This window comes from Rhizobium sp. NZLR1b (genome assembly GCF_019685155.1).
GTDB lineage: Bacteria > Pseudomonadota > Alphaproteobacteria > Rhizobiales > Rhizobiaceae > Rhizobium.
In genome coordinates, this window is sequence record NZ_JABDWC010000029.1 from 12,078 (window position 1) to 24,757 (window position 12,680).

The window sequence follows — 12,680 nt, forward strand, 5'->3', positions numbered from 1 at the left end:
GGGCACGGTCACTCGGCACTGCGCTTGCCTCACCGCCCCGGCCGCCCAGTCTTCCCCTTCGTCCGTCCCTTGCGCTTCTGCTCGCCCGGATCCTCATAGCTCCCCACACCCGTCTTCCCGCGTACGACCGGACGCACGTCATCGCGCTCCGGCTGCCCCTCAAGCAACGGTGAAAACCGCTTCGTGGCCTTGGCGGCATCCGGCTTTTCCGGCACATGCCCGATGACTGGCTTTTCCGTTCGGCCGACAGTCATTTCGTCGAGGTCGTTCTTGCGGAACAGGCCCTTCTTGGCGGGTTCGGCGATGTCGCGGCCCATGTCGTCGAGGGCGGGTTTGCGGAAGAGCGGAGTGGCGGTGTCAGTGCCTGGGCCCATGTCGTCGATCGAGGGTTTGGCGAAGTAGGAGGTTCCACGCCCGCCCTCGTGGTTCGAGACGGCCCCCTGGGCCTCCTCACCATGAGGGCTGTTACTCGAGCGCGCTGCTTTGTTCTTACCATTGGGGCGGCCGCTTTTGCCCTCCATCGCCTTCGCTTCCTCGCGGGCCATCGGGTCGTCCATGGCGGCGAGTTCCACTGCCTTGAGGCGTTTAATTTCGTCGCGCAGGCGGGCGGCCTTTTCGAAGTCGAGGTCGGCGGCGGCGTCGCGCATGCTCTTTTCGAGGGCGTTGAGATGGGTCTGCAGGTTGTTGCCGACGAGGTTGCCGCCATCGGCGAAGCCCTTGCCGGAGACGCCTGATATATCGGCGCGGACGTGGTCGCGTTCGTAGACGCTGTCGAGGATGTCGGAGATCCTGGCCTTGACCGATTCCGGGGTGATGCCGTGCTCCTGGTTATAGATCATCTGCTTTTCGCGACGGCGGCTGGTTTCCTCCATCGCCCGCTTCATCGAGCCGGTGACCTGGTCGGCATAGAGAATGACCTTGCCGTCGACGTTACGCGCGGCACGACCAATGGTCTGGATCAGCGAGGTCTCGGAGCGCAGAAAACCTTCCTTGTCGGCGTCGAGGATGGCGACGAAGCCGCATTCGGGAATGTCGAGGCCTTCGCGCAAAAGGTTGATGCCGACCAGCACGTCGAAGGCACCGAGGCGCAGATCGCGGAGGATTTCGATGCGTTCAAGCGTGTCGATGTCGGAGTGCATGTAGCGGACGCGCACGCCCTGCTCATGCAGATATTCGGTCAGGTCCTCGGCCATGCGCTTGGTCAGCACGGTGCAGAGGGTGCGGTAACCCTTGGCGGATGTTTCGCGGATTTCGCCGAGTACGTCGTCGACCTGGCTGCGGGCCGCGCGGACCTCGACCGGCGGGTCGATCAGGCCGGTCGGGCGGATCACCTGTTCGGCGAAGACGCCGCCTGATTGCTCCATCTCCCAGCCGCCCGGTGTCGCCGAGACGGCGATGGTGTCGGGGCGCATGGCGTCCCATTCCTCGAAACGCAGCGGCCGGTTGTCCATGCAGGAGGGCAGGCGGAAGCCGTATTCGGCCAGCGTCGCCTTACGGCGGAAGTCGCCTCGGTACATGCCGCCGATCTGCGGCACGGTGACATGGCTTTCGTCGATGAAGACGAGGGCATTGTCGGGGATGTATTCGAACAGCGTCGGCGGCGGATCGCCGGGGTCGCGGCCGGTGAGATAACGGGAATAATTCTCGATGCCCTGGCAGGAGCCTGTGGCTTCGAGCATTTCGATATCGTAGCGGGTGCGCTGCTCCAGGCGCTGCGCCTCCAGCAGGCGGCCGGCCTTCTCCAGCTCGGTCAGGCGAAGCCTGAGCTCCTCCTTGATCGACTTGATGGCGCCGTTCAGCGTCGGGCGCGGAGTGACATAGTGCGAATTGGCGTAGATCTTCACCGATTTCAGGTCGCCGACCTTCTGGCCGGTCAGCGGGTCGAACTCGGTGATGGCGTCGATCTCGTCGCCGAACATCGAGATGCGCCAGGCGGCATCCTCCAAGTGGGCGGGGAAAAGCTCGATCGTATCGCCGCGCACCCGAAAGCTACCACGGGTGAAATCCATGTCGCGGCGCTTATATTGCTGGGCGACGAGGTCGGCCAGCAGCTGGCGTTGGTCCAGCCGGTCGCCGACCGACATCTGGAAGGTCATCGCCGTATAGGTCTCGACCGAGCCGATACCGTAGATGCAGGAAACAGAGGCGACGATGATGCAGTCGTCGCGCTCGAGCAGCGAGCGCGTCGCCGAGTGGCGCATGCGGTCGATCTGCTCGTTGATCGAGCTTTCCTTCTCGATATAGGTGTCGGAGCGCGGCACGTAGGCTTCCGGCTGGTAATAATCGTAGTAGGAAACGAAATATTCCACCGCATTGTCGGGGAAGAAGTTCTTGAATTCGGAATAGAGCTGGGCGGCCAGCGTCTTGTTCGGCGCCAGGATGACGGCCGGGCGCTGCGTCGCCTCGATCACCTTGGCCATGGTGAAGGTCTTGCCCGAGCCGGTGACGCCGAGCAGCACCTGGCTGCGGTCGCCGTTCTCCAGCCCCTCGACGAGATCGCGGATGGCGGTCGGCTGGTCGCCGGCCGGCTCGTAATCCGACTGCATGCGGATCGTAATGCCGCCTTCGGATTTGTCGGGCCGGGCAGGGCGGTGCGGCGTCCAGATCTTGCCGTTCTTGTGCAGCGGATTGCCGCTCTCGATCAGCGCCGACAGCGCCTCGACGGTGGCGGTGACGGCGGTGCCGGCCTGCAACGACGAGGCTTCCTCCAGCGTCGTATCCATGCCGGAGACGGGGTTGAGGCCGGCGGCGGCGCGCGTCTTCGGGTCGGTGGAACCGCCCATCGAAGTTCCACGGGCGCTTTTTGAAGCGGCAATCTCCACCTTCTTGTTGACGCCGACGGCCTCCGAATGCTTGCGCGCCTCATTTTCCACCTTCTTGCGGTGCTTGCCCGCCTTTGAGGCGATTTCGCGCTGCGACTCGACGCCGGAGCTTTCGGCATCTGCCTCCAGCTGCTTTACCCAATCGGCGACGGAACCCGACAGCGGAGCGCCCTCGAAGGACGATTGCGGGGCTTCCTCGAAGCCATTCGGGGCGGGGGATTTCTTCGGAGATTTGGCCATGGCGGGAATATGGAGAGAGTTAGCGCGAAAGGGAAGAGGGAAAGAGTACAAAAGGGAAACGAATGAATCGTTCAGATTGGCGAATAATGTTGGGCGCGGAATGTTGGCAAAGAGGCTGCAATGAGGTTTTCCCGAGTACATAAATAAAAAGTCTGTGGTTGAAAAGCGGATCACCTCCCGCGCTGAGGGCGGCAATGTTACAGCTATTGCGGGAATCGGGGACCATTAATGAAAAAGATCATTATCGCATTCGCGGCGACCGCTGCACTGGCCAGTTGCGCCAAACGTCCTGACGCCATCGTGCAGGTCGATATTCCGATGGCGGCTTATACGAACCTTGGCTGCGAAGCTCTCGCTGTCGAACTGAAAAAGGAGAGAGCTAAGCTGGACGACTTGTCGAAGCAGCAGATCAGTGCGGCGAACGGCGATGCCTTCGGCGTCTTTCTCGTCGGCGTCCCAATCGGCAGCGTTGCGGGGGGAGACAAGGAAGGCGAGATTGCCGCGTCGAAAGGCAAGGTTTCCGCCATGCAGTCCGCTGGTATGAGCAAGGGCTGCAAGTTGCCCGCCTGACAACGGGCGGCCGCGGCTTCGTTGCCAGGGCACCTAGGGACGTGGCGCCGCTAAGCCGGCGCACCCGCATCGTCCTTCGGGGCCCCTGCGGGCCACCTCAGGATAAGGCTCTCTTGGGCGCCGGCGGTTATCTCAAGATCTCTCTTGAGCGCTGGCGCGGCATCCTCCAACGCTCCTCTTCCTGAGGTGCGCAGTCCATCGGACGGAGCCTCGAAGGACGCGCCGCAACGCTGCTTCTTGCATCCTTCCAATGTCGGCGTACCCGGCCTTTCAATAGTGATACCATCCGGGCGCACACTGGAACCGAGATCGGTCTTCCGCAGTTATTCCTGGTCAATTCAGCTTCAGGTGTTATTGCCATTAGCGACCATCCGTCCTTCTGGGGAAAACCGATTTCCATCGATCTTGAAATCGGCGAACGGCTGGTTCTCCGCTCGCCGCAGGATGCGCTTTATGCCCTCGTCTCGGACTGGCCGATCCATGGCGGCGTCCATCAGCAGAGAACGATTGATTTCTGCCGCGCCTGGCTTGCCGGGCGCATGCCGGCCGAGACGGTGAGGCAGGCCTTTATCCTTGCGGCGCTGGAAGCCGGCGTGCCGATCGATGATCATGAGGACGATGCCGGTCATGCGGTCGACAGCCGGTGACGCCAACGATATTTCTTGCCATGTATTGCAAATATTATTCCCGCTGTGTTTGTGGGAATAGGCAGCGTACATGCGCTCCGATTCTTTGGAGACTTTAAGAAATGAGAATAAAAGTCTTTGTTTGCGCTGCTCTGCTGGCGCTCGCCGGCTGCAACGCCCCGGTGTCGCAATCCGTGGCAGAGTCCCAGCGTCCGCCCTCAAATGAAGTCCGGCAGAACTTCATCAATATTGTGTTCAAGAGAAGCTATAGACACGAAGCAGGAGAAGTCGTCTGGGCGCGCATATCCAGCGTCGTTCTGCTCGATCCCGAAAAACAGATCTATGCTTACTGTGTCCGGGTGGTGCCGAAGCACAGCTGGGGAGACTGGGCCTATCTCGGGGTCTCGTTCACAGAGGGCAAAGTGCTGGGCGCAACGGCGAATGACGATCGATGCCGCGACAAGCGGCTGCGTTACTACCCGTTTCCTGAGATGAACGGCATGAAGACCTGACGAAAGAGACGAGGGCTCGGGCCGCGTCGCCGTTCCAGGCCTTGTTGACCGGCGGCGCGGCATGCCTCCAGCGTCGTGGTAGCGCCGCCATCCGGAAAGCTCGATCTATCGATTTTAATAGAGGAAGATCCAACTGAATGAAAAACAAATTCCTTGTCTGCGCCGCTCTGCTGGCGCTGACCGGCTGCCAAACGCCAGCGCCGCAGTCCGTTACAGATTCCCAGCGGCCGCCTTCCAGCGCAGTTCGACGCGAGTACATCGACGCTCTGCGGGGAACCATTAAACCGGGGAACTTCGTAAAGGCGGAGATTTCCAGCGTGGTTCTGCTTAATCCGGAAAAGCAGATATACGCTTATTGCACGCGCACGACGGAACGCAGCAATCCGAACTGGTCCTATATCGGCCTGGGCTTGCAACACAACATGATATTGTACCTGAAAAAGAACGACTATCGCTGCCATGGTAAGCTGCTGCGTTATTATGATTTTCCGGAATTACGCAACATGAAGTACTGAGGAAGCGGCGGGGCGCTTGGCAGCCTCGCCGAGCACCTTTCGGACGTCGTCAGAACCAGAGATCCCTTCGCTTGTTCCTGAGTTAACCCGCTTACAGTCGGTTCCCCCAGCAATCAAAGCGTGAAAAAAGAGGTGCGGTACTTCAGCCCTTCACCAGCACGCTTGCTTGCACCGGCTGTTCGATGCCCTTCAGCGCAAGCATGCGCGTTTCGGCGCCTGCTGCGAGGTCGGGAGCCTTCGTCGCCGTTTCCGCAGAGATCAGAATCTCGCCCGCCGCGGCTTGGGATTCAAGCCTGGCCGCCTGGTTGACGATGCCGCCGATCGCGGTGAAATCACTGCGGAAGCTCGAGAATTCGCCGATCTGCACCTCGCCGGAATGGATGCCGACGCCGACGCCGAGGGTGCGGCCGGGCAATGTGTCGAGCACCAGGCCGTTCAGCGCCGCGGCGCAGTTTCGCTGGATCTCCTGCGCGGCCCGGATCGCGGCGACGGCGTGATCGTTGCGGACGATCGGGAAATTGAAGATCGCCATCAGGCCGTCGCCCATCTGCTTGTTGACGATGCCGTCATGCGCCCAGATCGCCTGGGCGCAGCGATCCTGGAACAGGCTGACGATCTCGCTCAGTTGCACAGCCTCGATGCGCTCCGACAGATCCGTGAAGCCCCTGATATCGGCAAACAGGATGGTCGCGTCGACGGTGATCTGGCGCTGCTTCTTGACGTACTGAAAGGAACGTTCGCAGATCGTGCAGATATCGGGGTTCATCTTGCTGCGGGTGATGCCCAAGGCGCGGAACGGCAAGGCGAGCGGGCCGCCGATCGGGATCGGCATATGCATCTGGTCCCAGCAGCCGCGGCAGATCCTGGCGCTGCCGTGGCTGGTCTGCCGACTGGAAGAGGCTGTGGTCATATCGAACAATCCGTCGCCTTATAGCCAAAAAACAAGCTTCCGATACTCGCCTGCTTTTGGCAACTCTGCTGATAGTCGAAGGCTGCGATGGCTTGAAGTATTTCGTCTGGCGCCATTCTTATCCGACCGCTCGCCGCCAATTCGACTATTGCGCGGGTGCGACGATAGCATCGCGATGGGACCTACTATAGGATGTTGTTAACAATACCTTCGCTCTCCAGGAAAGACCGGGGATGGAGCGCCGTCTTGCAGCTATCCTAATCGCCGATGTCGTCGGTTACAGTCGATTGAGCCAGATCGACGAAGAGGTCACGCGTGCGCGTTTTCAGGCGGACCAGAATGATGTCTTCGAGCCGGCGATCGAGCGTCACCATGGCCGGCTGGTCAAAACCATGGGCGATGGTTCGCTGGTCGAATTCCAGAGCGTCGTCGATGCCTTGCGTTGCGCGGTGGAGGTCCAGCAGCGGAAAGCCACGCACAACGCCGTGGCCCTTCCGGAGCACGGGCTCGAGTTCCGGATCGGCATCCATCTCGGCGATATCATCGTCGAGGGCGAAGACATCCAGGGCGACGGCGTCATTGACGCGCTCCATCCAGCACCTGTTCACGCATCATCCGGACCGGCGCTGCGGCTGCGATCGGGGCAATGGGAATACGGTCACACTTGTTACTCCCACTGTTCGATTTCCGATGCGAGACTATGTCCGAACAACGCGCGATGAGCCGGGCTTCGAGGCGCGGGAATTCGCCCCAACGAGGAGATTGAGCCATGACTGCTTCAGCCGAAAATGGAAAGAGAGGACAGAGCATGCAGAGACCGGCGGTCGTGGCGCTGGAGGCCTGGGAGGCGGCGCGCGAGCAGATGCTGGTAAAGGAAAAGGCGCAGACCCGTGCGCGCGATGCGCTGGCCGCCGAGCGCCGGCGCATGCCGTGGATGGCGGTCGAAAAGGCCTATGCGTTCGAGGGACCCCAGGGCAAGGTCAGCCTGCCCGAACTGTTTGAGGGCCGTCGCCAGCTGATCGTCTACCGCGCCTTCTACGAGCCAGGCGTCTTCGGCTGGCCCGAGCATGCCTGCCGCGGCTGCTCGATGGTGGCCGATCAAGTGGCTCACGTCGCCCATCTCAACGCCCGCGATACGACGCTGGTATTTGCCTCACGCGCGCCGCAGGCCGACATCGCCCGGCTGAAAGCGCGGATGGGCTGGACGATACCATGGGTGACGATCACCGACAGTTTCGACAAGGATTTCGGCGTCGACGAGTGGCACGGCACCAACGTGTTCTACCGCGACGGCGAGCGCATCTTCCGCACCTATTTCATCAACAACCGCGGCGATGAGCAGATGGGCGGCACCTGGAACTACCTCGATATCACGCCACTCGGCCGCCAGGAAGTCTGGGAGGATTCGCCCGAGGGCTATCCTCAGACCCCGACCTACAAATGGTGGAACTGGAACGACGCTTATGTGGCAGACGCCGAGCCGGACAAGAAGTGGGTCGATGTCTCCGACGCCGGCGAGGCGGCGTTCCGGGCCGAAAGTGCAAATACGAAACCGTGAGCGAGGTCGAGTTGCGGCGGACCGGAGGCCAAGGGCTTCGGTCCGCCGCAAGGCGCTGTCAAATCATTGGATCTCCCGCCATGGGACGTTGCCTTGCCGGTCACGGTGGCGGGCAGGTGGGCCGCCGACTCGGCACAAATCCGCTTTCCGCCAGCATTCAGCAGCGCCACCATAAAAACACCTGACAGAAGAGCGCTCACTGCCGTATCGAGCCCGGTGCGGCTGGAACTTTTGCGCCTTCGTCCTCTGTGATGTGTTCCGGGCTGTCTCCTACGGCGAAGCGCCGTTGGACGGCATTCTGCTGCTGCAGTGGAGGATTAGCCAGCGGCGGCGTCTGATGTCCGAAAGAAATTCAATGCAGAGTGGAAACATTTTGGGTCGACGGCGTTGTACCCGTTACCGGCAGTGTGCCCGAGCACCCGGCTTTGGTGAGGAGGCTTAGCCATGAAGGTCATGATCGTTGAAGATGAGAATACTATTGCGTTGGAGCTCGAACGCATTGCGCAAGAGGCCGGGCACCAGACAATCGGGCCGGTTTCGACGGTTGAGCAAGCTCTCGCCTATGCTCAGAAAAGCGATGTGGCGCTGGTCGATCTCAACCTCTCCGACGGGCTGAGCGGCGCTCAGCTTGCCCGTCGGCTGATCGACCGCTTCGGCGTGGACGTTATTTTCGTGACCGGCAGTCCTGAGAGTGTCGGCAACGGTATCGCTGGAGCGTTCGATGTGATCTCCAAGCCTTTCTCCGAGGAAAGGATTGTCAGCGCGCTCTCGCGGGCAGAGGCGGCCCGACGCAAAGATTTCGACCGCAGCAGGGCAGCGATCTGATAAGAAGGAGATTGACGTCGTGCACGTCGCTGGACCTTCCAGGGAGATGATCCGGATGAAGCACACACTCGTTGCCATTCTCTTCACCCTCACGGCCTGCGCCAGCGCGCAAGACCCGCAGCCTCTTTCGGGTAGCCTCACCTATCGGGGAAAGGTCATTCATTCACCCTATCGTCCGGGAACTGTGGTCAAACATACCTTTCTCGGTCAATTCGGTTACCGTGTTTTCGAAAGCTATGTGGTTCAGCCGGACGGCACACTCAAGCTTACGTCCCAGAGCACAGGCCCGGACTTTCTCTGGCAGTGAGGGTGGCTTCGGCTCCAGTCGCGCCATCGCGCAGGAGGACCTTCGCGGCGAGTTTTCATCGCCCCGTCCGGCACGATCGCAAGCGGCGCATCAATTTCGCTCGCAGCTTTCGCTTTCATCCCTGCGAAATTGAATGTTGCGCTGCAGCAAAAATCTCGTCTATACCACGGACATTCACCACGGACCCGGTGAGACCCCGGGTGGCTCTTCTGGCCGCCGATCCGCCAGATAACGCAAAACCTGCATGTCGCGACACGACCGCTCGATAGAGCGAGCCCGGCCATGCTTTGCGAGACTCTATCCATGCTGCTTTCCTCCATCCGTCGTGATTGGTCCGCCAATCCCACGCGCGAAATGCTTGCCGGTGCGGTTGCGACTTTCGCCCTGATCCCCGAGGTCATCGCCTTTTCATTCGTGGCGGGGGTCGATCCCGAGGTCGGCCTGTTTGCCTCTTTCGTCATCGGCATCGTCATTGCGTTCACCGGCGGACGCCCGGCGATGATTTCGGCGGCGGCCGGGTCGGTCGCACTGGTCGCGGCACCGCTGGTGCATGCCCACGGCTTGCCCTATCTCTTCGCGGCCGGGCTGCTGGCGGGGCTGATGCAGATCGTGTTCGGCCTGCTGCGGCTCGGCGTGCTGATGCGCTTCGTGTCGAAATCCGTGCGCACCGGCTTTGTCAATGCGCTTGCCATCCTGATCTTTGCTGCGCAGATGCCGCACATCATCGGCGCCGGCTGGACGGAATATGCCGTGCTGAGTGCCGGGCTTGCGATCATCTATCTGACGCCGCGGATCACGACGGCGATCCCGTCGCCGTTGATCTGCGTTCTGATCCTGACCGTCGCCTCGATCGGGTTCGGACTTCCCGTTCTGACCGTCGCCGACCTCGGCAAACTGCCGGATTCGCTTCCGGTGTTCGGCTGGCCGGCGGTGCCGCTGACGCTGGAAACCCTCCGGATCATCGCCGGACCCGCACTTGCCATCGCCATGGTCGGGCTGCTGGAATCGATGATGACCGCGAGCGTCGTCGACGATATCACGGATACGCCGAGTTCGAAGAACCGCGAATGCACCGGTCTTGGCCTTGCCAATGCAGCCGCGGGCCTATTCGGCGGCATTGCCGGCTGCGGCATGATCGGCCAGACGGTGAGCAACGTGAAATATGGCGGGCGCGGCCGGCTCTCGACGCTGTTTGCCGGGGCGTTTCTGCTGATCCTGATGGTGCTGCTGAAGCCGTGGGTCTCCGAGGTTCCGGTCGCCGCGCTGGTGGCGATCATGGTCATGGTATCGATCGACACTTTCGACTGGTCGTCGCTCAGAGCGGTCGTCGTTCATCCCCGGATGTCGAGCGCCGTCATGGTGGCGACCGTCGTCGTCACCGTCTTCACTGCCAACCTGGCGCTTGGGGTGACGGTCGGGGTGCTGCTCAGCGGCGTGTTCTTCACCTTCAAGGTCGCCCGCCTGCTGCGCATCGAGGTGGCGCCTGATCAAGCCGTCGGGCAACGCATCTACCGTGTGTCCGGCCAGGTGTTCTTTGCCTCCGCCGACGTCTTCGTCGAGGCCTTCGACGTTCAGGACGCGATCGGCAAGACCGTGCTGATCGACGTCTCCGAGGCGCATTTCTGGGACATCACCGCCGTTGCCGCACTCGACAAGGTCGTGCAGCGCTTCCGGGCGCATGGCATCGCTGTGGAGGTTGCCGGCCTCAACCAGGCCAGTTCGATGCTGATCGAAAGCCTCGATGGCAAGGTGGTGCTGGAGGGGGTGTGACGGGGCTACCGCTATATGATGGCGAAGTCGTCGCTGCCATCGGCTCCCGCGTTCAACCGTCTGGCGGCGAGTTCGATAAAGGTCTTGACCAGAGGCGGCAGGTGCCGGCTGCTCGGATAGACGACGTGCAGGCCGCCGACCGGGGTCGTGTAACCGTCGAGAACGCGGCACAGCCGCCCATCCCTGATGCAGGCATTGGCGACCCCATGGGGCAGTCGGGCGATGCCATAACCGGCGATCGCTGCGGCCATGACCGCCTGCATTTCATTGGCGGCAAAGCGCCCCGAGACCGAGACCGTTTCCTGTCCGTGCGGGCCTTCAAGCAGCCATTGCGCATGGGTGGATTGGCCGGCGATGACGCAGTGGTGGCGGGCGAGATCCGCCGGGCGATCGGGCGCGCCGCAGCGGGCGAGATAGTCGGGGCTCGCGCAGAGCAAGCGATGCGTCGAGCCGAGCTTGCGGGCGATCAGCGTCGAATCCTCCAGGATGCCGGTCCGGAAGGCGAGGTCTATGCCGTTTTCGACGAGATTCAGCCTGTCGTCGGTCAGCCGCAACTCGACCCTCGACTTCGGGTAGGTCGCCAGAAGATCGAAGATCGCATCCTGCAGGAAGTGGCCACCGAAGCCGACCGGCGCCGATATGCGGATCGTGCCGGCAGGCTCGGTTCTTGCTTCCGCAAGACGCAGGTTGGCGCCTTCGATCGTGCGGAGCGCCTGGCTGCTTTCCTCGTAATAGAGGCGGCCGGCATCCGTCGGGCTGAGGCTGCGGGTCGTGCGCTGCAGCAAGCGCACGCCGAGTTCGCGCTCGAGAGCGGCAATGCGTCGGCTGACGGTTGTCTTCGGCATGCCGAGCAGCCGCGCCGCGGCGGTGAAGCTGCCGGCCTCGATGACGCGGGCGAAGATCACGATATCGTTGAGGTCGAGCATTGTATCCTGATGTGGTACGATGTTTCTCAACTATAAGCCATTATGGTTCAATGCGACAGGCCCTAACTTTGCTCCGTCAGTCACAAACAAGGAAAAGACAGATGAGCAACATTAGAAGCGTTCTGGTCACCGGCGCCACCGGCCAGCAAGGCGGCGCGGTCGTGCGTGCGCTTATCGCGCGGGGACACCGCGTCAAGGCGATCTCGCGCAAGCCGGACGGCGACGGCGCAAAGCAGTTGGCTGCGGCAGGGGTCGAGGTCGTCGCCGGCGATCTGAATGACGGCGCATCCGTGGCGAAGGCTGCAAACGGCGTCGACACGATGTTCCTGATGGGCAACAGCTACGAGGCCGGGACGGAAGCGGAAACGCGCCAGGGCATCACCGTCGCCAATGCGGCGAAGGCCGCCGGAATCGGGCACCTGATCTATTCCTCCGTTGGCGATGCCGACAAGAAGACCGGCATTCCGCATTTCGACAGCAAGTACCTCGTCGAAAAGCATATCGCAGGCCTCGGCATTCCCTATACGATCAGCGCGCCCGTCGCCTTCATGGAAAATACCGTGGCGCCCTGGGCGATCGACGGGCTGCGCCAACGCGTCTATGCCGCGGCCCTGCCGCCAACCCGGCTGCTGCAGCAGGTCACCATCGACGACATCGGCGCTTTCGTCGCAGCACTGGCCGAGCGGCGCGAACAGGTATTCGGCAAGCGTTTCGATATTGCCGGCGACGAATTGTCCGGCGAGCAGCAGGCGAAGATCCTATCCGAGGCGCTCGATCGGCCGATTGCTTACCGCGAACTGCCGATCGCCGCGATGCGGCAGCAGAGCGAGGACGCGGCGCTGATGTTCGAATGGTTCAACCGCACCGGCTACGATGTCGACATCGCTGCCCTGCGCCGCGATTTCCCCGATGTCGGCTGGCACAGCTATGCCGATTGGGCGCGCGGCTTCGACTGGAGCGTTCTCGGCAAGGCATCCGCCTGATACACTCTCCGTCGTTCCCGGCTTGAACCGGGGACGACGGAGAGCCCGACGCGCCTTGTGCGAGGCGACGGATCGCTCGGCTCTACGGCGATAGACCATCGTTCTTGAAGAGGGAG

At 62.0% G+C, this 12,680-nt stretch carries 12 protein-coding genes, 1 pseudogene and 1 other annotated feature; of the genes and pseudogenes, 10 read left to right on the top strand and 3 right to left on the bottom strand.

Annotated features, from left to right (window positions below):
• Positions 1-29 precede the first annotated feature (29 nt).
• A complete protein-coding gene (gene uvrB / locus HJB84_RS28875) occupies positions 30-3,062 on the bottom strand; it encodes an excinuclease ABC subunit UvrB (RefSeq protein ID WP_221117599.1) in 3,033 nt (1,010 codons plus the stop codon).
• 228 nt (positions 3,063-3,290) lie between these two features.
• Between uvrB and HJB84_RS28880 the strand changes: the two genes are divergently transcribed.
• The 4 genes from HJB84_RS28880 (at position 3,291) to HJB84_RS28895 (ending at position 5,285) form a co-directional block, all read left to right on the top strand.
• The gene (locus tag HJB84_RS28880) at positions 3,291-3,632 is read left to right on the top strand and encodes a hypothetical protein (protein WP_207580870.1); all 342 of its coding nucleotides are present in this window, start codon (positions 3,291-3,293) and stop codon (positions 3,630-3,632) included.
• 422 nt (positions 3,633-4,054) lie between these two features.
• Complete coding sequence (locus HJB84_RS28885) at positions 4,055-4,279, top strand: DUF982 domain-containing protein (RefSeq protein ID WP_246762760.1); 225 nt, start codon at positions 4,055-4,057, stop codon at positions 4,277-4,279.
• 101 nt (positions 4,280-4,380) lie between these two features.
• A complete protein-coding gene (locus tag HJB84_RS28890; RefSeq protein ID WP_207580869.1) occupies positions 4,381-4,770 on the top strand; it encodes a hypothetical protein in 390 nt (129 codons plus the stop codon).
• 137 nt (positions 4,771-4,907) lie between these two features.
• Positions 4,908-5,285: a hypothetical protein gene (locus tag HJB84_RS28895; protein WP_221117600.1), complete on the top strand. Its 378-nt coding sequence runs from the start codon at positions 4,908-4,910 to the stop codon at positions 5,283-5,285.
• 142 nt (positions 5,286-5,427) lie between these two features.
• On the opposite strand, the gene HJB84_RS28900 is transcribed toward HJB84_RS28895, so the two are convergent.
• The gene (locus tag HJB84_RS28900) at positions 5,428-6,195 is read right to left on the bottom strand and encodes an adenylate/guanylate cyclase domain-containing protein (RefSeq protein WP_207580867.1); all 768 of its coding nucleotides are present in this window, start codon (positions 6,193-6,195) and stop codon (positions 5,428-5,430) included.
• A 233-nt stretch (positions 6,196-6,428) separates the two neighbouring features.
• On the opposite strand from HJB84_RS28900, the pseudogene HJB84_RS28905 reads away from it, so the two are divergent.
• The 5 genes and pseudogenes from HJB84_RS28905 to HJB84_RS28925 all read left to right on the top strand — a co-directional run.
• Positions 6,429-6,773, top strand: a pseudogene (locus tag HJB84_RS28905) (adenylate/guanylate cyclase domain-containing protein); the annotation flags it as partial.
• A 191-nt stretch (positions 6,774-6,964) separates the two neighbouring features.
• Positions 6,965-7,753: a thioredoxin family protein gene (locus HJB84_RS28910; RefSeq protein ID WP_221117601.1), complete on the top strand. Its 789-nt coding sequence runs from the start codon at positions 6,965-6,967 to the stop codon at positions 7,751-7,753.
• A gap of 444 nt (positions 7,754-8,197) precedes the next feature.
• Positions 8,198-8,578 (top strand): response regulator, encoded by a 381-nt coding sequence (locus HJB84_RS28915; RefSeq protein ID WP_207580865.1) that lies wholly within the window; start codon positions 8,198-8,200, stop codon positions 8,576-8,578.
• Positions 8,579-8,633: 55 nt separating this feature from the next.
• On the top strand, positions 8,634-8,885 hold the full coding sequence (locus HJB84_RS28920; RefSeq protein ID WP_207580864.1) for a hypothetical protein: 252 nt from the start codon (positions 8,634-8,636) through the stop codon (positions 8,883-8,885).
• Between the two features lie 178 nt (positions 8,886-9,063).
• Positions 9,064-9,119 (top strand) — a sequence feature (sul1 is cis-regulatory element that is thought to sense ions involved in sulfur or methionine metabolism; They are found in Alphaproteobacteria).
• A gap of 69 nt (positions 9,120-9,188) precedes the next feature.
• On the top strand, positions 9,189-10,655 hold the full coding sequence (locus HJB84_RS28925; protein WP_221117602.1) for a SulP family inorganic anion transporter: 1,467 nt from the start codon (positions 9,189-9,191) through the stop codon (positions 10,653-10,655).
• An 11-nt stretch (positions 10,656-10,666) separates the two neighbouring features.
• Here the strand turns inward: HJB84_RS28925 and HJB84_RS28930 are convergent, their stop codons facing one another.
• Complete coding sequence (locus tag HJB84_RS28930) at positions 10,667-11,581, bottom strand: LysR family transcriptional regulator (protein ID WP_207580862.1); 915 nt, start codon at positions 11,579-11,581, stop codon at positions 10,667-10,669.
• A 101-nt stretch (positions 11,582-11,682) separates the two neighbouring features.
• Here HJB84_RS28930 and HJB84_RS28935 point away from each other — a divergent pair, with 101 nt between their 5' ends.
• A complete protein-coding gene (locus HJB84_RS28935; RefSeq protein ID WP_207580861.1) occupies positions 11,683-12,564 on the top strand; it encodes an NmrA/HSCARG family protein in 882 nt (293 codons plus the stop codon).
• Positions 12,565-12,680: the final 116 nt, after the last annotated feature.